Origin of the sequence: Methylosinus sp. sav-2 (assembly GCF_004366495.1) — a bacterium.
Classification (GTDB): domain Bacteria; phylum Pseudomonadota; class Alphaproteobacteria; order Rhizobiales; family Beijerinckiaceae; genus Methylosinus.
Window position 1 is genome coordinate 111,015 of sequence record NZ_SOEJ01000006.1, and the last position, 18,755, is coordinate 129,769.

An 18,755-nucleotide genomic window follows, 5' to 3' on the forward strand; every position below is an offset into this window, starting at 1 on the left:
TATCCTCACGCCGCTTCGCCGACATAATCGCGATAGCCGCTCTTCTCGAGCTCGAGCGCGAGCTCCGGCCCGCCGGTCTTCTGAATCTTGCCCTTGGCCATCACATGCACAGTGTCCGGCTTGATGTAATCGAGCAGGCGCTGATAATGGGTGATGACGAGGAAGCTGCGGTTCGGCGAGCGCAGCGCGTTCACGCCTTCGGAGACGATGCGCAGCGCGTCGATGTCGAGGCCGGAGTCGGTCTCGTCGAGAATGCCGAATTTCGGCTGCAGCAGGCTCATCTGCAGAATGTCCATGCGCTTCTTCTCGCCGCCGGAGAAGCCGACGTTGAGCGCGCGCTTCAGCATGTCCATATTGATGCCGAGCTTGGTGGAAGCCTCGCGGATCAGCTTCATGAAGTCCGGAGTCTGCAGCTCTTCCTCGCCGCGTGAGCGGCGCTGCGCGTTCACGGCGGCCTTGAGGAAGGTCATCGTCGCGACGCCCGGAATCTCGACCGGATATTGGAAGGCGAGGAACACGCCCTTGGCGGCGCGCTCATGCGGCTCGAGGCCCAGAATATTCTCGCCGTCGAGCAGCACCTCGCCCTCGGTGACGTCATAGCCGTCGCGGCCGGAGATGACATAGGAGAGCGTGGATTTGCCGGTGCCGTTCGGCCCCATGATGGCCGCCACTTCGCCGTCCTTCACCGTGAGGTTCAGCCCGTCGAGAATTTTACGCTCGCCGATGGAGACGTGGAGATTCTTGATTTCGATCATGGTGTCGTCCTGTTGGCTGTTCGCTGTCGTGCGAGGGACGTTGCAATTCGGGGGCCGCTCTATTGGGGCCGTTTCGTCGCTCGCCTGCCTCGTAAAGAGGCGCTCAATAAACGCAGAGCGCCTCTTTGCTCATCGATACGTCAACCGACGCTGCCTTCGAGGCTCACTGCGATCAGTTTCTGCGCTTCCACTGCGAATTCCATGGGCAGCTTCTGCAGAACGTCGCGCACGAAACCATTGACGATGAGCGCCGTCGCCTCTTCTTCGGAGAGGCCGCGCTGCATGCAGTAGAACAGCTGGTCCTCGGAGATTTTCGACGTCGTCGCCTCATGCTCGAACACGGCGGAGGCGTTCTTCGACTCGAGGTAGGGCACCGTATGCGCGCCGCATTTGTCGCCGATGAGCAAGCTGTCGCAATTTGTGAAATTGCGCGCGCCTTCCGCCTTGCGATGCGCCGACACCTGTCCACGATAGGTGTTCTGCGAATGGCCTGCGGAGATGCCCTTGGAGATGATGCGGCTCTTGGTGTTCTTGCCGAGATGGATCATCTTCGTGCCGCTGTCGACCTGCTGATAGCCGTTCGACACTGCGATCGAATAGAACTCGCCTTGCGAATTATCGCCGCGCAGAATGCAGGACGGATATTTCCACGTCACCGCGGAGCCCGTCTCCACCTGCGTCCAGGAGATGTGCGAGTTCTTGCCGCGGCAATCGCCGCGCTTCGTCACGAAGTTGTAGATGCCGCCCTTACCCTCGCTGTCGCCGGGATACCAGTTCTGCACCGTCGAATATTTGATCTCGGCGTCGTCGAGAGCGACAAGCTCGACCACGGCGGCGTGCAGCTGGTTCTCGTCGCGCTTGGGCGCCGTGCAGCCTTCGAGATAGCTGACGTAAGAGCCGGCGTCGGCGATGATCAGCGTGCGCTCGAACTGTCCCGTGTTCTTCTCATTGATGCGGAAATAGGTCGACAGCTCCATCGGGCAGCGTACGCCCGGCGGGATGTAGACGAAGGACCCGTCCGAGAAGACGGCGGAATTCAGCGTGGCGTAGAAATTATCCGTCACCGGCACGACAGAACCGAGATATTTGCGGACGAGCTCGGGATGCTCGCGCACCGCTTCCGAGATCGGGCAGAAGATCACGCCGACCTTGGACAGCTCCTCGCGGAAGGTCGTCGCCACCGAGACCGAGTCGAACACCGCGTCCACAGCGACCTTGCGCTGCTCGACGCCGGCCAGCGCTTCCTGCTCGCGCAGCGGAATGCCGAGCTTCTCATAGGTGCGCAGCAGCTCCGGATCGACCTCGTCCAGCGACTTGGGGCCGGGCGTCGATTTCGGCGCGGAATAGTAATAGAGGTCCTGATAGTCGATCGCGGGATAGTCGACGCGAGCCCATTTGGGCTCCTCCATCGTCAGCCAGCGCCGATAGGCCTCGAGCCGCCACTCGGTCAGCCATTCGGGCTCGTTCTTCTTTGCCGAAATGAAGCGGACGATATCCTCGCTGAGACCCTTTGGGGCCTTTTCGGATTCGATATCGGTGGTGAAGCCGTATTTATATGCGTCGACGTCGATCTCTTCGACGCGCGCCACCGTCTCCTGGCGAGCCGCCATGTGTCCTCTCCTCGTCTCGACGGGTTCAAGGCCCGCCGGCCGAAATTAGAGCCGCCGGAGCCGCCCTTCAGGCGGCCGTCCGCCGCGCCCTGATCCTCTTTGCGACCCCTGCAAAAGCGATACCAAACAAATCTACATGCTCCTCGGTCGAACTCCAACCCAAGCTCGCCCTGAGCGCGGCCTTTTCCTCGAGGCCCATTGCGGCGAGCACATGGGACGCTTTCACCTTGCCCGAGGAGCAGGCCGATCCCGACGAGAGAGCCACGCCTTCGACATCGAGCGCCATCAGCAGAGTCTGCGTCTTCTGCCCCGGCGTCAGAAACGCCGAGGTATTGGCGAGCCTTGGGCCTTTCGCGCCGAGAAACATGGCTTCCGGCCAGATTTCTGCGACTTTCGCCTCCAGCCGATCGCGCAGCGCGCCGAGCCTCTCGGCCTCCGCAGCCATGCTTTTTTTTGCGACTGCGAAAGCCGCGGCGAAACCGGCGATGGCGGCCACATTCTCGGTGCCGGCGCGGCGTCCGCTCTCCTGTCCTCCGCCGCGCAAAAGCGCCTCTCTGATATGGAGCCGGTCCTCGGCGAACGCCAGTGCTCCGGCGCCCATAGGGCCTCCGATCTTATGTGAGGAAAAGAACAAAGCATCGACCCGCAGGGCCGCGAATGTGGTCTCCAGTCGGCCGACCGTCTGGGTGGCGTCGCAGATGAGGAGCCCCCCTGCCGCATGGACGAGATCGGCCGCGGCGGCGACCGGCTGTATGGCGCCGGTCTCATTGTTGGCGGCCTGCAGGGCGAGCAGAATTCGTTTACCTTTGTTGCGCTGCAGCGTATCGGCCAGCGCATCGAGCGACAGGCCGCCCTCCGGGTCGAGCCCGATGGTCTCGGCGCGCTCGGCGGGGAAGCGATGGCCGGCGAGAACGGCCGGATGCTCGCCGGCGCCGAGGAGCAGCAGATCGATCTCCGCCGTAGTTTGGTCTCGTTGTAAGAAAGGCGTCAAAATCAGATTGGCGGCCTCGGTCGAGCCGGACGTGAAGACGACATTGCGTGATTTCGTCCCAAGTCCCGCGCCGATTTCACAGCGCGCCGCCTCGATCAGCGCGCGGGCGGCGCGGCCTTCGGCATGGATGGATGAGGGATTGCCGAGCGTCTCCAGCGCCGCGAGCATGGCGTCGCGCGCCTGCGGCCGCAGCGGCGTGGTGGCGTTATGGTCGAGATAGGCGCGGGGAGCGGACATATCGAGAAGCTAATCGTTCCGCGCGCGGAATGGGAGGGCCGGCAGCCGGCCCCAGAGCAATCCCCCGCCGGGCAGACGGCGGGAGAGGGCGACGAGCGCCGTCGTCCCCGCGACGATCGCCGCGGTCGCCGTCGCCGCATCGAGATAGCCGGCGGCGAATTCCGGCAGCAGCGAGGTCGCACGAAACGCCACTGTTTGCGTCAGATAGATTTCCAGCGTCATTCCGCCGAGGGAGACCATTGTCCACGCCGCCGCCGAATGCGCGATCCTGTCGTGTAGAGCGACCGCCGCTCGCAGAAAGGCCAGCGTCGCCGCGACGGAGACCGGCAGCATCAGCGCCAGTTGGCTGGCGACGCCCGGCCGCCAATAGGCGAAGCCATTGTTGTAGATATAAGTGTCCTGCCTCCAGAATAGCCATCCGACCGCAGCCGCCGCCCCGGCGGCGACGGCGATGCGGGGCGGGATGGAGCGGATCGTCACGCCGGCGCGCCCGGCGAGAAAGGCGATGAGATAGAAGGCGGCCGTGTAGCGAATGACCGAGCGTGGAAAATCGGGCAGCGGCGCCAGCAGCAGCGCGGCCGCGATCAGCAGCAGCGCCGCTCGCTCATAGGCGCCGAAGCGCGTCGCGGCGAAGGCTCCGGCGGAGCCGACGACGACAGTCCATAAGAACCAAAAGGAGCCGAGAAAGTCCCTCCACACGTCCGAAAGGACATGAGTCTCGAGACCGACGTAGGCGCGCGCGAGATTCGGCCAAGCCAAAACGCCCGCCCAGACCGCCATTGCGAGGAGCAGAGGCAGCGTGCGGCGAAAGAGGAATTGGCGAAGGCTCGTCGCGGCGTCGATCCGGCTCGCCGCGAGATAGCCGGAGACGGCGATGAAGGCCGGCATATGAAAGAGATAGATGGCCCTGAACAGCCCATCCGCCCAATAGTCTTCCGTTCCCGCATGGACGATCCATTGAATCGAATGGCCGAAAACGACGAGGAGGATCAAAACTCCCTTGATGAAGTCGAGACCGAGATCGCGGCCGCCTTTGGTCGCCGCCTGCGATGTCTCCAGCGGAGCCGTTGCCTCGAGCGGAGCAGGACGCCGGACGATATCGACCAAGAAATCTCGTCCCTTCGCGAAACGTCTGCCGCCGCCGAGCTGAAGATCGGCGGCCGAGAATGCGCCACGACCCTTCAAAACTCTTGCATCTAGCGCCGTCACACATGCTAGAAGGCCCGCTCGGCCGAAAACGAGCCGCGGGTTCGGTGCGCGCCGGACGCGCGGACGCCCGGCAAAGGGCGCTCCGGCTGGAGCATAACGCATTTTCGGCGCTGGCGAAAACCGCCCGCCGAAAAAAGCGCGTTTTTCGCGCGGGGGAGACGAGGAACTTCATGCCCGAGGTCATTTTCACCGGCCCCGCCGGCCGGCTCGAAGGCCGCTTTCATCAATCGGCGCAGCGCGGCGCGCCGATCGCCATCGTGCTGCATCCGCATCCGCAGTTCGGCGGCACGATGAACAATCAGATCGTCTACAACCTCTATTATGCTTTCGCCGAGCGCGGCTTTTCCGTCCTGCGCTTCAATTTTCGCGGCGTCGGCCGCAGCCAGGGCTCTTTCGATCATGGCGCGGGCGAGCTCTCCGACGCGGCCGCGGCGCTCGATTGGGCGCAGGCCGTCAATCCCGAGGCGCGCGCCTGCTGGATCGCCGGCGTCTCATTCGGCTCCTGGATCGGCATGCAATTGCTGATGCGCCGGCCGGAGATCGAGGGCTTCGTCTCGGTCGCGCCGCCGGCCAATCGCTTCGATTTCTCGTTTCTGGCGCCGTGCCCGTCCTCGGGCCTCTTCATTCATGGCGACATCGATCGCGTCGCGCCGCTGAAGGAAGTGACCGGCCTCATCGAGAAGCTGAAGACGCAGAAGGGCATCGTCATCGAGCATGCGGTTGTGCAGGGCGCCAACCACTTCTTCGAGAACCGCATCGAGCCGCTGATCGCTCATGTCGACGCCTATCTCGACAAGCGTCTCGGCAATCCGCCGCGCATCGCCATTCCTGCGCGGGGCGATTGAGCTCGAGCAGAATTCAGGCGCGGGGAGCGCGGCGCCGGGCGCCGCGCTTTTTTTATGCTCAGAATTTGGCGGCGATCGGCGCCGGTTTGAACCAGTCGAAATGATAGTTCAGCCCGGCGCGGGCGATATGGCCGTCGAAGCGCGTCGAGGATTGTGCGCCCGAGATTTGCGAGCCGAGCGCCGATGTGTAGGCGTAGACGGCGCCGGGCGTCGAGGCGGTTCCGAGGTCGTAATAGAGATATTCGACCTTGGCGCTCCATCGCGGCGCGAACAGCCATTCGAGGCCGCCGCCGACCGCATAGCCGATTCGAAGATCGGAATAGGAGTCGGATGCGACGATCGTCGGCGCGCCGAGATAGCTCGCGGAGAGATTGGTCTGGCCATAGGCGAGACCGCCCGTCGCATAGGCGAGAAGTGTCGGCGTGATGAGATAGCCGAGCCGCCCGCGCGCCGTGCCGATATAATCGATCCCGCGCGAGAGCGTGGTGTAGGCGGAGGCGCCGGTGAGCGTGGCGGCGGAGCCACTCGAGGCGAGGCCCTGAATATCGGCCTCCACGCCCCAGAGGAATTTGTCCGAGACCTGGGAATTATAGCCGATCTGGCCGCCGCCGATGAAGCCGGAGACATTGGCGTTGATCGAGGCGGGAAAATTGCCGATGAGCGCGCTGGCGCCGAGGCCGGCGGCGTCTGTATCCCAATAGGTTTGGGCGACAGTGTCGCTATTGGACCATGTATAGCCGGCGTTGAGACCGGCGTAGAGGCCGGTCCAGATCGGTGGCGGCGCGACCGGCGGGATGAAGGCGGGCGCGGATTTGGTGGAGGGAAGGTCGGCGGCCAGCGCCGGACCAAGAGTGCAGGCGAGCGCGAGCGCGCTCGCCACGACGATGGATTTCGTCATGGGGACAGGACCTCGGTTTCGATAGCGCTCCCGCCGTCCCCACGATCCGCTGAGACGGGGCCGGGGCGGGCCGGATGGCGGGGGCGGTCTCGAAAACGCGAGCCGCAAACCGGCGGGAGCGAGCTGAGGCTCTGCTCTATGCGGTCCGATCTCAAGTTAATTTTTCGCAATATTTGGGGCGAGGCGGGAATCTACTTGTTAACAAAATTTAATATTACAAATTTTTGGTAATGTGCTCAGAGCCTTCGCTCGACTCGCGCAGGCCCGGTTCCGAGTCAGGCGCTTTTCGCCAGCGCCGGCAAAATTCGAGTCGCGATCGCGGTCTCGTCTATGGGGCCGAGGATCGAGACATCGATCTTGGGGCCGGGCGCGACGACGAAGCTCGCCGGAACCCCGCGCGCGCCCAGCGCCCGCTGCAGAAAGGCGCGCTGGTCCTGCCCGACGGCGACGAAAGGATTGCCATGCTCGGCCAGAAAGCTGCGGGCATGGGCCGGATCGTCCTTCACATCGGCGCCGTAGATGGCGACGCCCTTTTGCGCCAGCGCCATCAAGAGGTGATGCTCGGCGCGGCAGCTGGGGCAATAGGAGGCCCAGAGATAGAGGAGCGAGCGCTTGCCTGCGAGATCGCCGGCGCCGAAGCCCGGCATGGGACGTCCGTCCGCGAAGGTCAGCCCCGGCGTCGGCGGCAGATCGAAGGCCTCGATCGACATTGTGTTGAAGAAGCGGGCGGAGAGGTCCTTGCGCTTCCAGACCTGCTCGACGACCGCCGCTCCGACGCCGGCCGAGACCGCCCCGAGCGCGCCGAGCAGAAGATTGCGCCGGCTCGGCCAAGCGTGGGCGTCCTCGTCACGCTGAATCGTCTCGGTCACGCTTCCTCCTTCTCGCGTCGCGCATTTGAAGACGAAACCCTCAATGCGGAATGAAAGAGGCGGCGAAAGCTAGAGCGATCTCTTCGCTCAGCCGATGGCGCGGCGGCCGCGCTGCGCGGCGGTGATCTCGCCGCCCTTGGTCGGCGCGCTCACCCCGGTGGTTCCGGGGAAGGTCAGCGGCAGGCCTTTCAGCACACGCACAGCGAGAAAGGCGAAAGCCTGCGCCTCTATGGCGTCGCCCATCCAGCCGACCTCCGCCGCCGTGGCGACCGGGCAGGGGAGGCGGTCGGCGAGCGCGCGCATCAGCGTCGGATTATGCGCGCCGCCGCCGCAGACGATCGCGCGGCGCGGCGCCGAGGGCGTCTGCGAAAAGGCGAGGGCGAGGGAGGCCGCGGTGAAGGCGGTGAGCGTCGCGGCCGCGTCCTCCAGCGAAAGCTCATCTGTCGCACGAAATGAAAAATCATTTCGGTCTAAAGACTTCGGCGGCAGTTTCTGAAAATATGGATGACTCAGCATGGATTGCAGAATCGCCTCGTCGACGCGGCCCTCGGCGGCGGTCGCGCCGTCGCGGTCGACCGGCGAGCCGGTGCGGGCGAGCATCAGATCGTCGATCAGCGCATTGCCGGGACCTGTGTCGAAGGCGAGGGGCTCGGCGTCGCCATCGACGAAAGTGACATTACCGACGCCGCCTATATTGATGACGGCGACCGGCCCCTCGATCCCGCTGGATGCAACCAGAGCGCGATGATAGGCCGGCACGAGCGGCGCGCCCTCGCCGCCGGCGGCGACATCGGCGCCGCGAAAATCATAGGCGACATCGACGCCGAGCCGCTCGGCCAGCGCCGGCGCGTCGCCGATCTGGACGGTGAGCCGGCTCTGTGGCCGATGCAGCACGGTCTGCCCGTGAAACCCCAAAATGTCGACGCTCGCCGGATCGAGCCTCTCGGCGCGCAAAAAGGCTTCGACCGCCTGAGCGTGGCGCTCGGTGATGAGGCGCTCGGCCGCCCCGACCGCCCCGGGCCGAGCGGCGCGGTCCGCGAGGCGCGTCGCCTCGGCGAGGGCCGAGCGAAGCAGCTCGCGATCTGCATCCGAATAAGGGAAGAAGCCGGTCGGGCCGAAGGCGAGCCGTGCTTCGCCGTCGGTATCGAGCAGCGCGACGTCCACGCCGTCCATGGAAGTGCCGGACATGAGGCCGATGGCGCGAAAGAGGGTCATGTTGCGTCTCCTGCCTGCGCATATTCGGGCGACTCGTGCGCCGAGCCGGATTTTCTTGCCAGAGCGATGCAAATCGCTCAAGTGTGGCGCGTCTTTCTCACCTTGGGCGGCGCCCGCCATGAAACAACGCCTGCATCACGCCGCGCCGTCGACTCTCCGTCGCTTCCTTGCGAGCGAGGCGGCGGGCGGCGTCGTGCTGATGGCGAGCGCTGCAGTGGCGCTCGCGCTCGCCAACTCGCCTTTTGCCGAATCCTATCACAGCCTGCTGGAGACTCCGATCTCCGGCCATTCGCTGCTGCATTGGATCAATGACGGGCTGATGGCGGTGTTTTTCCTGCTGGTCGGCCTCGAGATCAAGCGCGAGCTGCTCGACGGCCATTTGCGCCATTGGTCCGCCCGCGTGCTGCCCGGCGTGGGGGCGCTCGGAGGCATGGCCGCGCCGGCGCTGATCTACGCCTATTTCAACGCCGACTCCCCGGCGGCGCGCGGCTGGGCGATTCCTTCGGCGACCGACATCGCCTTCGCGCTCGGCGTGCTGGCGCTGCTGGGGGACCGCGTGCCCGGCGCGTTGAAAGTCTTTCTCACTGCGCTCGCCATTCTCGACGATCTCGGCGCCATCGTCATCATAGCGGTGTTCTACGCCGGCGATCCGTCGGCTCCTGCCATGCTGGGCGCGGGCGTGACCTTGTTCCTGCTGCTCGGCCTCAATCTCTTCGAGGTCACGATTCTCGCGCCTTATCTCCTGCTCGGCGTGGCGCTCTGGCATTTCGTGCAGCTCAGCGGCGTCCATGCGACGCTCGCCGGCGTGCTGCTGGCGGCCATGATTCCGCTGCGCCTCTCCGGGCCGGACCCGGAGGAGCATACGCCGCTGCACCGGCTCGAGAATGCGCTCGGGCCGTTCGTCGCCTTTATCGTGCTGCCGCTGTTCGGCTTCGCCAATGCGGGGGTGGCGCTCGGCGGCGGCGATCTCGGGGCGGCCGGCGCGCCCATTCTTCTGGGCGTCGCGCTCGGCCTTTTTCTCGGCAAGCAGCTCGGAGTCTTCGTGGCCGTCGCCCTGGCGCTGGCGACGCGAATCGCCTCGCGGCCGCCCAAGACCGGCTGGGTCCAGCTCTATGGCGTGTCCGTGCTCTGCGGGGTCGGCTTCACCATGAGCCTCTTCATCGGCCAGATCGCCTTCGAGGCGGACGAGGCGGCGATGCGCGCCACCAAGATCGGCGTGTTGGCGGGCTCGGCCGCCTCTATTCTGCTGGGCTCGCTGGTTCTGTGGATCGCGTCGCGTCGGCGCGCCGAGCCGCTCGCGCATCCGCTGGCCGATTCGTGAAAAAGGGTTAAGCTCGGCCTTCGTTTCCTTTTCACGAGGCGCCGTTCTCATGGCCAATTTCAAGCTTCCGCTTTCGGGCGATGTCGCCCAGACCATCAACCCCTGGACCGCCGTTTTCAGCCCTTATGGCGGGCAATTCGGCCTCATCAACATAAATCTCGGGCGCTCGAGCGCGCCGCAGGTGGAAGAGGACGTGCTCGCCGACGTCGGCAGCTATGGCAAGCAGCTCGGCCGCATCGGCGACGCAATGGCCGTGCTGCTCGCGCATTTTCATCCGCAATGCGAGCTCACCGCGCAGGAGCGCGAGGCGATCGACGCGCTGAAGGCGATGCTGGAGGAGATCGATGCGATCAAGCGTCGGCATCATCGGACGGTAACGGCGCCGTGATGCGCGTGCGCCGGCCCAAACGCAACCTTGACAAGCGTTCCGAACCGGGTTGAACTCGAAATTATTGAATTCGAGAGAGTAGGATTTCCTATGGATCAACTTTTCCGAACATCCAACAGCCCCGAGGTCATCGAGCTCTATCGACTGATGCGCGAGCTGCTCGCGTTGCGCGATATGTTCGACGGCGCTTATGAGCGGGCCGTCTTATCCATGCTGCCGGAGACGACGCGCGCGCGTTTCGATCGCCTCGCGCAATCGGTCGACGATCACGCCAGCATCGCGCTGGTGCGGCCGATTCAGGACGATTCCTATGACGCGCTGGAATTGGTGTTCGACGAATATAAGCATGAGGTGGCGGAGAGCCTGCTGGCCGCCGCTCTCGCCGACACGGTCGCCGATCTGCCGGAGAAGCTCGGCGCTCTCGAGAAATCGCTGATGGTCGAGCGTCTCTAGGGCCTATCCGATCCAACGGCATTCTAACGTCGGAGCGATTCCGATCGATCGATACCGTTCGATCGGAAAATGCTCTAGCGGCCGAAAAGAGCGAGGGGAAGGGGGCTGGAGGCCTCGGAGGGGCTTCGCCAAGCTCTATTTTTCAATCACCTAGGGTTCGTAAGCGGGATTTTTTCTCGCCGCGATAGGTCCAGAAATAGGCGCTCGGCTCCCTCACTTTTCCAGCGATGCGAAGGCCCATTCGTGGGCCAATTCGGGGCCATTGGATTAGCGATTCTGCGCGCGAGGCCGCAGCGCAGGATAGTGAGCGCCACAGGGATGGCTCATATCTGTAGCGCGGTCGCAGGCGGCGAGGCGGCGGAGTAGGTCGGGTAGGGCAATGTCGGCGCCGAATCGCTCGACAAGCCCAGCGCGGCCGTAGCGGCCGGCTCGACCGCAGCGCTCGCATGCGATCTCCAGAGGGTCGAGCGGACATGTCCGCAGAGTGAGTGCGCCAGCCATGGCGCAATCTCGTCCAGCGGGCCCAAAAACGCAAAAAGCCCCGCCGGCGGACCGGCGGGGCTCATGCTTTTGTTGACCTGAGCGGCGCTAGACGACGCGGCCGAGGTCTCGCACATCGCCATCGGTCGAGATTGCCGTCGCGCCGCCAGTGAGCCCGGCTCGGCGGCGCGCATCCTCCGCCTCGGCGCGGGTCCGGCTGTCGAGCGCCTGGCGCAAGGCCTTGACCTCGTCCCGCAGGCCATGGACCTCGGCCGTGAGGTCGGCGATGCGCTTTTCATAGCCGTCGATCAACGCCTTGAACCGCTCGTTCAAAATGCCCGCATAGACCGCGTCGGCCTCGGCCTCCGCCTTGGAGGCTTCCGCCGTCGCCTTCGTCGCATCGGCGGCGACCTTGGCCGTTTCCGCCTCGGCCTTTTTGCGTCCCGCCAGCCATCCGAAGATCGCCGCCGGCGTCGCTCCGCTCGCCAGCGGCAATAGCCAATCTTTCGCGCGATCGAGCATCCCGATCATATCCCCCTCGCCTTGCGCCACCGTTCAGCCCTCACTTCGCTTCGCCTGCCAGCCCCAAGTCCCGACGCTCACGCCACTGAACATTCGCCCCATGGCGATCACCGCAGCTCACCAGAGCCACCCGGTCGCGCCCCCAGAGCCGCTCGACCTCGCCGGCGGCGAGCGCGCGTGGCGGCAGCCTGGTCGGACGCTCGCAAGGCTTGTCGAGATCGCCGGGCGCTGTAGCGTGCGCCAGCTCGCGCACCGGCTCGGTCCGGCTGCTATCGGGCGAGTCTTTCGAGGCGCATGACGCTGTCGCGAGTAAGGCAAGGGCTGCGATCGAGAGCGGCGGACGCATCGGCGGCTTCCTTCAGTCGGATTTCGAGATCGAGGTTTTTGCGGGCGAGGGCGTCGGCTTCGGCGCGGCCGACGGCCTCGGCCGCGCCGATCGCCGATTCGCGCCGCGCATGCTCGGCGTCGGCCGCGCGTTGGAGCTCGAGGCGTAGCGCCTCAGCGCGCGCCGAGCAGGCGGCGCGCTCATTGTGGCTGACGACGAGCCAGGTGAGGCCCGCGGCGACGGCCGCCGCGCCGATCGGCGTGCGGACGGCGGCGGAGAGCGCGTCGAGCGCGCCCTTCACCAGCATCGGGAGGAGGGCGAGGATCGGCATTGCGCGCCCTCAGCCGATCAACTTGCGGCGAATGGCGAGCCAGCCGACATAGAGCAGCGGCGCGCCTATGCCGATGGCGAGGCCGATGGCGACAGAGCCGCCGACGACTTCCACGGCCGTTTTGATGATCTCGAGCATGGCGCTCATCTCCCGATATTGAGGCCAGAGGCGGCATCATCGACGCGGGCCGCCTTGACGAGCGATGCACCGCGCCAGGCGCGCCAGACGAAATAGGCGGCGGCGGCAGAGAGGCCGACGACGCCGAGCAGCGGCCAATAATCGCGCAGCGCCTCGAGCGCGGAGACGCCGCTCTGCACGGCCGTCGCCGCCTCTTGCGCCTGGTCGGCGACGTCTTTGATTTGCGACAGTGCGGCCGAGGCGCCGGCGACGGAAACCATCGCGCCGGCGACGCCCTGTTGCGCCTGGTCCGCGCCCTTGATCGTCCGTGATCCGGCGGCGCGCAGCTCGCCCACAGACGGCGGCGTCTCCGTCGGCTCGGCGTCATCCTGTGGCGCCTCGACGCGCGCCTTCGCCGTTTCCAGAGACAGCGCGCGCATCGCCCGCGCATAGGCCGCCTGACGCTCCGCGAGGCCGTTCCTGCCGCCGTTGATGCGCTTCGTCTGTGCGACGACGTCGCCGCTGTCCGCCGCCGGCAGGGCGCCGAGCAAGACGAATAGCGTGCATGCGCATTCGAGCGCATGGTCGGGATGGATCAGCCATGCGCTTGCGACTTCGGGCGAGACGCCGAGCTTCTTTCCCAGCTCGCCGGCATTGTCGTGACCCGTCGACTGCAACAGGCCCTTTCCGCGGTTGAGCCATCCATCATCCGTGCCGGCACGATTGCCCATCCTGCCGCCATAGACCTTGTTCGCAAGCGCTCTCGGATTGTGCGCGAAAGGGGTCGCGCTTTCGACGGTCGGAAAGCGCTTCCGCCAGACCTCATGCAGCCGCTCGGCCGAGTAATTCAGATTTTCCTCGAGCGCCGTGAAATTCGCGGTCTCGACGCAAATATGCGCGAGCAGCGCCGCTTTTCGACGGATCGTCGTGAAGCCCCACGTCGGGAATTGATCGTCCGCATGATCCGCGATCATGCCAATGATTGCGGCGTCGGGCTTCTTCTTCGCGCGCGGGTCTGCGGTCGCGCGAATTACCGCGTTCCAATCGGTCATATTTCACCTTTTGGGGAAGCGCGCATAGGCGCGCGAAAGCGCTCGCGCGGCGCGCGAGCGGAGCGAAGAATTTGGCGATGCGATTTGAAGGATGCTATGGCGATCGTGCTATTCCGCCGGCGCGGCCTCGCATGCGCCGCTCCTCTCGGCACGCGAGCCGCCTGTATCGGCGCGGCTCCGAAAGCAACAGGGCTTGCGCAGATAGCGGCAATACACTCGCGAGGAGCGTTGAGGCGAAGGTCGGCGGACTCTGGCGGTGGTGGCGAGATTTTCGGGCGCAACACTTGTCGCTATCCCAAAAATAGGCGACCCTGTATTTTCCAAACTTCGCAAATCGTCAAGGCTCGCTTGACGGCCGACTCACTCACTCGACATGAGCCATTTTATGGGCACCGCAATCCATATCCCCGCCTATTGCCAAACTTGCCATTCGATTTTCCCTTCGGGCGTCTGCGTAGGAGCCGGCACAAAAATAACAATGAAGGATAACAGAGCTGGGCCATGTCCAAATGGCCATATGGGCATGATAATGGACGGAACATTCGACATCGCCGATGGCGCGATGCGTATTTTAAGTTCTGGCCGAGTCACTCAAGAGGTTTTGGCTCGGCTACGCAAGCTTGCCGAGAATACGAAGTCAGGCATTATAACTCCGGAAAAGGCGCTTATTGAAGCCGTAGATATTCTACCATCAGAGGCCGCCGCAATCGTAAAGAAGCTTGGCGCGAATAACCCGCTGGCCGCTCTTCTGATACTTATTTTTATCCTCACTTCGCTCAGCACGGTCGGGAACAACGTGACCTCCGCCTTTAAGGCGGCTCGTCCAAGCGAGCCAGCTCCCCCGGCCATCGTCAACAATAACATCACCGTCCAGAACCACATTGCATCCGGAGATCGTAGCGGTGATGCTGTTGATAAACCGGTCAGCCGGCAGCAACTCAGACGGCTGGAACAGATGCGCAAGAAGCACGAAAATAGAACTAAACCCAGCAAGACAAAATCCCGCGAAAAACGCAGCCCAATGAGTTAAGCGGATCATCGTTCGTCACTCCTATCTTGATCTGGCTTCGACAGGGACCGTCCTAGCCACTATCTTCCCCGCCGGCTTTTGCTGCGCGATTTTCTTTAGCGCTTAGTTGAAGCGTATGGCCTTTACGTCGTAGGTTGGCGTGCGGGGTCAGTTCGCCCAACGCCGTGGGCAGTCGTCGGGAAGCGGCGTCGTCAGCGTAATGCCCGGAGGCGTTGGAGGCGGCCCCTCGCCATCGGCCGGGAGCCAGCGCAACAGCGCATAGACGCCCGGCTTGGCGGCCAGGACGGGCGCAAGCTCTCCGCCCGGCCCCAGCGTCGTCTCTCCGGTCGGCGCGAGCCAGTCGCGGAAATAGTCGATCGCCCATGTCGCGCCCGTGGCGGAGCGTCCCGTCGTCACCAGCGCACCATCTCGCCACACGCCGAGCAGCTCGAAAGCGGCGATCATCGTGGCCTCGTCGGCTCCCCATGCGAGATAATCTGTCACCATGCGCCTCCCGCGACGATCGCGTTGAGCACGCTCGTCGGCGTGCCGATCCTGTAGACCGCCGCCTTGCGTAGCCAGACGTCGGCAAGCGCGGAAATTCCCGAGCCAGGGTTGTGGAGCGTGCGAGAGATCGCGCCCGTCGCCTCGCTCTGCGTCTCGACGATGATTGGATTGCCGGAGTAGCCGGCGGCGAGAGACAGCGCATCGGCGGCGCGCGTGGCGGCGGCGGATGTGGTGGGGATGTAGGAGGTCGGATAGCCGCCGGCCTCGGCTTGCAGCGCGAATGCGTAGAGGCCGGAGCTGCCGTTTCCGGCGTAGCCCTGCGTGCCAGAGACCGCCGCCGCGCCGACGCTCGCGGACGCCGCCGCGGTCGGGGCCACGATCGCCGAAATTTCGAAAAAGCCTTGCGCCATCGGCGTGATTTTGGGACTCGTCGCATTGCTCGTCGCGGCGATGAGTCCAGTCGCCAAGTCGAAATAGGCGATGCGCGTCAGTGTGCCGTCATAGGCGGACACGTAGGCGATGGTGCGCTCGGCCGCCTTGACGATCGCCTTGAGCGCGCAAGTCCCCGCCGCGAGCACAGAGAGCTGGTAGAATTGATGGTTGCCCGTCGTCGCGTCTTCGATCAGCTTGACCGCCGACCCCGCCACGCCATCCGGGCCAGTGAGGCCGACACCGATCGACGAGTGATCCTTCGTCCAGGCGCCGTTCAGAAACGTCTGCGAATATTTCGCGGAATTCGCGCGGCTCGACTCGACGAGCAGCCCGCGCGCCGCGCCCGTGAGCGGATCGTGGTCGAAACGCGCGGCATTGATCGCGGCGCTCTGCATCACGGCGCTCGCATCGAAATAGCTCCCCGTCGTCGCACGCGTGAGCGTGAGCCATAGGGGAAGCGTCGGCGCCGTGAGAGCGTCCCAAAAAGCGAGGCGCGCGCCCGGAGAAAGAGCGACCGCCGCCGAGGTGAGTGAAAGATCGATCCCGAGCACGATCAGTCCCACCCGATAAGCACGGCCGTTGTCCCGAGCGCGAGCAGGCGCACGCCGCGAAAAGGCAGCACCTGGCCCTGAGACATATTGTAGGAGATATCCGTTCCGGCGGCGTCTCGGATCACCGCGACGCCGCCAACATTGACGTAGACGGCGCGCGGGATCACCGCGAGGTCGGCGTTATCCGATGCGACGAGCTGGAAATGCTTCGTCCCGGGGCTCGAAAGGCCTTTGGCATGTGAGTTGAAATTGTCGATGCTCATGCTCTTCCTCTTGCGTTACATTGGGGACTACCGCCTCACATTGTCGGCCAGCACGACCCATGTCCCATCCGCGAACGTGATTGATCCGCCGGTCGCATTCGTGATGACGATTTTCACGACGGCCGGAGTCTGGCCGGTAATGAAATTCGAGCCGTCGAGCGTGTCACTCGCGGCCGACTTGACATAGGCGGTCGCTGTGCAGCCCTGCAGGTCGTAAGGCGCCATCACCTTCACCGGGTCGCCGATCTGGAAACGGTGGTCCAGGATATTGATGTCCGCCGAGATCGCCGATGCGCCATTGGCGATTGCGCCGGGGTTCCATGCCGCGACGGCGCCGACGTCGCGGCCGCCAGAGGCGTTGTGAAATCCGACCAATACGTCATGCGCCAGGCCGCCGTATTTATTTCCAGACACTTCAAATACGGACCCAGTATACAGATTATTTATCACGCGATCTGGGCAAAGAGACCCATACATTATCTCATTGCCGGAATATTGCGCTTTTGTCGCGTATGGATTTGAAATCACTTCAAACCTATGATGCGTCATATCTCCAGTTCTTGCGTAGCGCTCGTATATTTTGTTTCCTCTCCAATCGAAGAACGCGGTTCCCTCGACCCATCCAGAGAGGCTGATCGTATCGTCATATTTATTCTTGGTGATCTCCGACCCGATGTAATAGGTATAAGCGCTTATATGTATTGCAGCATGCGCGGCCAAAAGCCATGTGTTTTTTGCTGTATATATTTCGTTGTCGTCGATAAACGACGCTTGCACGAACGACGATATTCCGCGCCCCGCGTGACGGATATTGTTTTTCGAGGCCTCCATCGTCCCGATTCCGGCCGTGGCGTTGACGCCGATCGGTGCGAAAATCGTGTTGCGCCTGACGCGAACGTCGAAATTCTGACTTCCGGCCGATAGCGCCACGCCGGCGCCGAACTGGCATAGGTCATTCCAGAGCACTGTATTATCTTCGATCACGCTTCGGACGCCTTGCGCGGCGCCGATCGCGGCCTCGATTCCCATGATGGCCGAGCCGCTGACTTTCACGGTATTCGACTTGATAATATTGGGGAATTGCGCCGTCCAGCCGCCGGAGACGCCAGATATGCCGCAATATTCCGCCTCGATCGTATTCCCGACGACATCATGCCTATAGGCGTCATTGTAGTGCAGTATTTCGATGCCCCAAGATGCGCCATTGATCGTATTACGTGACGCCTCGACATCCGAGCTGCCGGACGCCTGGACGCCATGCGTCCTCAAAAATCTCTGTCCGAGGCTTCCGCCGCCAACGACGCCGAATCGCAAATCGATCTTGTTTCCGACGATCTTCGTCTTGCCCGTCGAGGTCGTCGCCGAAATGCCGCCGAAGCACCGCGTCACTGTATTGCCAGAGGCTTCCACATCCACGCAGCCGACAAATATGGCCGCCGCGGCCGGAATGAGGTCGAATTGGCAGTCCCGAATGATCGGCCGCTTAGAGTTGGAGATGAGGATCGGAGAGCTATCCTCCGTAGGCGTCGCGAGTGAGAACGCCGCGAGGTCGTTCTCTATTTTATAGATAACGATCTTGCTGAGATCATAGACGCAGGAAAGGTCGAGCGCGGTGTTATACCACGACGTGACGCCCACGCGCACCTTCATGCCGCTGGCGCCGCTTATGACCGAGTAATACGACGACGAATCTGCTGGCGCATATTCGCCGATCTCCGCTCCGCCCGCGTCATATGTCGTGAATTGCACGCCATTGCCGCCATCACCACTGTAAAATCCCGCCTTGATATCGATCACATAGCGCTTCGTCGGGTCGAGGGAGATCATGCTCGACACGACGTTTCTGGTCGTCAGCGCATTCCAAAACGCGGCGCCGAGACTGAGCGTGAGCATGGAGCCGACCAGCGAATGGCTAAAATCGGAGCCATCGACGGCGCTCGCGCCATTGTTGTAAGACGGTGATGCAAAATCCCCATGCACCCCTGTTTTAAAGACAGAATATTGGTCGGTTTGGGCTATCCATCCGCCGAATTTGACGCCATCGACGCTGAGATCGTCACAGCTCGCGAATGTGATGCTGCCCGCGGAGGTGAATTGGAGCTTGCCTCCGCCATAGATCCACAGCCTCGCGACGCCCGACACAGCGAGAGGCTCATCGATCGTGACCGTCCCGGCAATCAAAATATCGCCAGACGAGGGCAAGGCGGCTTGAAGCTGCGCCTTGGTCTTGACGACTCTGATCGCCGATGTGGAGCCCGCTACGAGCACAGCCCATGACTCGGCCTCTGCGGCGCTGGCCGCCGCCTCCGCCGCCTTGCTGATCGCCGTGGCCGCCGCCGCCGCGATGCCCGTGGATGCTCCCCAGACGCCGCCGC

Annotated in this window: 20 protein-coding genes; 5 read left to right on the top strand and 15 right to left on the bottom strand. The window is 63.8% G+C overall.

The features are described 5' to 3' along the window. Positions 1-5 precede the first annotated feature (5 nt). From sufC to EDE12_RS12525, 4 genes are all read right to left on the bottom strand, one after another. Positions 6-755: a Fe-S cluster assembly ATPase SufC gene (sufC, locus tag EDE12_RS12510; RefSeq protein WP_024880057.1), complete on the bottom strand. Its 750-nt coding sequence runs from the start codon at positions 753-755 to the stop codon at positions 6-8. Between the two features lie 140 nt (positions 756-895). Then, positions 896-2,365, bottom strand: coding sequence for a Fe-S cluster assembly protein SufB (sufB, locus tag EDE12_RS12515; RefSeq protein WP_024880056.1), 1,470 nt, complete (start codon positions 2,363-2,365; stop codon positions 896-898). A gap of 67 nt (positions 2,366-2,432) precedes the next feature. Beyond that, positions 2,433-3,593, bottom strand: a complete 1,161-nt coding sequence (locus EDE12_RS12520; protein WP_026598749.1) for a cysteine desulfurase family protein — start codon at positions 3,591-3,593, stop codon at positions 2,433-2,435. A 9-nt stretch (positions 3,594-3,602) separates the two neighbouring features. Then, positions 3,603-4,700 (bottom strand): acyltransferase family protein, encoded by a 1,098-nt coding sequence (locus tag EDE12_RS12525; protein WP_166671853.1) that lies wholly within the window; start codon positions 4,698-4,700, stop codon positions 3,603-3,605. Positions 4,701-4,972: 272 nt separating this feature from the next. Here EDE12_RS12525 and EDE12_RS12530 point away from each other — a divergent pair, with 272 nt between their 5' ends. Next, on the top strand, positions 4,973-5,647 hold the full coding sequence (locus EDE12_RS12530; RefSeq protein ID WP_024880053.1) for an alpha/beta hydrolase: 675 nt from the start codon (positions 4,973-4,975) through the stop codon (positions 5,645-5,647). Between the two features lie 58 nt (positions 5,648-5,705). Here EDE12_RS12530 and EDE12_RS12535 read toward each other — a convergent pair whose 3' ends face one another. From EDE12_RS12535 to EDE12_RS12545, 3 genes are all read right to left on the bottom strand, one after another. Then, a complete protein-coding gene (locus tag EDE12_RS12535; RefSeq protein ID WP_026598747.1) occupies positions 5,706-6,545 on the bottom strand; it encodes an outer membrane beta-barrel protein in 840 nt (279 codons plus the stop codon). Between the two features lie 275 nt (positions 6,546-6,820). After that, positions 6,821-7,414: a redoxin family protein gene (locus EDE12_RS12540; RefSeq protein WP_024880051.1), complete on the bottom strand. Its 594-nt coding sequence runs from the start codon at positions 7,412-7,414 to the stop codon at positions 6,821-6,823. Positions 7,415-7,501: 87 nt separating this feature from the next. Then, complete coding sequence (locus EDE12_RS12545) at positions 7,502-8,629, bottom strand: anhydro-N-acetylmuramic acid kinase (protein WP_024880050.1); 1,128 nt, start codon at positions 8,627-8,629, stop codon at positions 7,502-7,504. Positions 8,630-8,747: 118 nt separating this feature from the next. Between EDE12_RS12545 and nhaA the strand changes: the two genes are divergently transcribed. From nhaA to EDE12_RS12560, 3 genes are all read left to right on the top strand, one after another. After that, positions 8,748-9,950, top strand: a complete 1,203-nt coding sequence (gene nhaA / locus EDE12_RS12550) for a Na+/H+ antiporter NhaA (protein ID WP_024880049.1) — start codon at positions 8,748-8,750, stop codon at positions 9,948-9,950. Positions 9,951-9,999: 49 nt separating this feature from the next. Then, complete coding sequence (locus EDE12_RS12555) at positions 10,000-10,338, top strand: hypothetical protein (RefSeq protein WP_024880048.1); 339 nt, start codon at positions 10,000-10,002, stop codon at positions 10,336-10,338. 90 nt (positions 10,339-10,428) lie between these two features. Continuing rightward, entirely contained in the window at positions 10,429-10,791 is a 363-nt protein-coding gene (locus EDE12_RS12560) for a hypothetical protein (RefSeq protein WP_024880047.1), read from the top strand. A gap of 588 nt (positions 10,792-11,379) precedes the next feature. Here EDE12_RS12560 and EDE12_RS12565 read toward each other — a convergent pair. The 4 genes from EDE12_RS12565 to EDE12_RS12580 form a co-directional block, all read right to left on the bottom strand. Beyond that, entirely contained in the window at positions 11,380-11,802 is a 423-nt protein-coding gene (locus EDE12_RS12565) for a hypothetical protein (protein ID WP_026598745.1), read from the bottom strand. Between the two features lie 260 nt (positions 11,803-12,062). Further along, entirely contained in the window at positions 12,063-12,449 is a 387-nt protein-coding gene (locus EDE12_RS12575; protein ID WP_026598744.1) for a hypothetical protein, read from the bottom strand. Positions 12,450-12,458: 9 nt separating this feature from the next. Beyond that, a complete protein-coding gene (locus tag EDE12_RS22465; RefSeq protein ID WP_280949685.1) occupies positions 12,459-12,587 on the bottom strand; it encodes a hypothetical protein in 129 nt (42 codons plus the stop codon). Between the two features lie 5 nt (positions 12,588-12,592). After that, positions 12,593-13,618 carry a glycoside hydrolase family 19 protein gene (locus tag EDE12_RS12580; protein WP_051592481.1) on the bottom strand — a complete coding sequence of 342 codons (1,026 nt, stop codon included), beginning with the start codon at positions 13,616-13,618 and terminating at the stop codon, positions 12,593-12,595. Between the two features lie 385 nt (positions 13,619-14,003). On the opposite strand from EDE12_RS12580, the gene EDE12_RS12585 reads away from it, so the two are divergent. Then, a complete protein-coding gene (locus EDE12_RS12585) occupies positions 14,004-14,648 on the top strand; it encodes a hypothetical protein (RefSeq protein WP_134188099.1) in 645 nt (214 codons plus the stop codon). Positions 14,649-14,795: 147 nt separating this feature from the next. Here the strand turns inward: EDE12_RS12585 and EDE12_RS12590 are convergent, their stop codons facing one another. Genes EDE12_RS12590 through EDE12_RS12605 form a run of 4 tightly spaced genes read right to left on the bottom strand, consistent with a single transcriptional unit; the run spans position 14,796 to position 18,648 of the window. Next, positions 14,796-15,134 carry a hypothetical protein gene (locus EDE12_RS12590; RefSeq protein WP_026598742.1) on the bottom strand — a complete coding sequence of 113 codons (339 nt, stop codon included), beginning with the start codon at positions 15,132-15,134 and terminating at the stop codon, positions 14,796-14,798. Continuing rightward, the gene (locus EDE12_RS12595; RefSeq protein WP_134188100.1) at positions 15,128-16,117 is read right to left on the bottom strand and encodes a hypothetical protein; all 990 of its coding nucleotides are present in this window, start codon (positions 16,115-16,117) and stop codon (positions 15,128-15,130) included. Before EDE12_RS12595 ends, EDE12_RS12590 begins: the two co-directional genes overlap by 7 nt. A 2-nt stretch (positions 16,118-16,119) precedes the next feature. Next, positions 16,120-16,380 (bottom strand): hypothetical protein, encoded by a 261-nt coding sequence (locus tag EDE12_RS12600; RefSeq protein ID WP_026598740.1) that lies wholly within the window; start codon positions 16,378-16,380, stop codon positions 16,120-16,122. Between the two features lie 27 nt (positions 16,381-16,407). After that, entirely contained in the window at positions 16,408-18,648 is a 2,241-nt protein-coding gene (locus EDE12_RS12605) for a NosD domain-containing protein (protein ID WP_166671854.1), read from the bottom strand. Positions 18,649-18,755 lie beyond the last annotated feature (107 nt).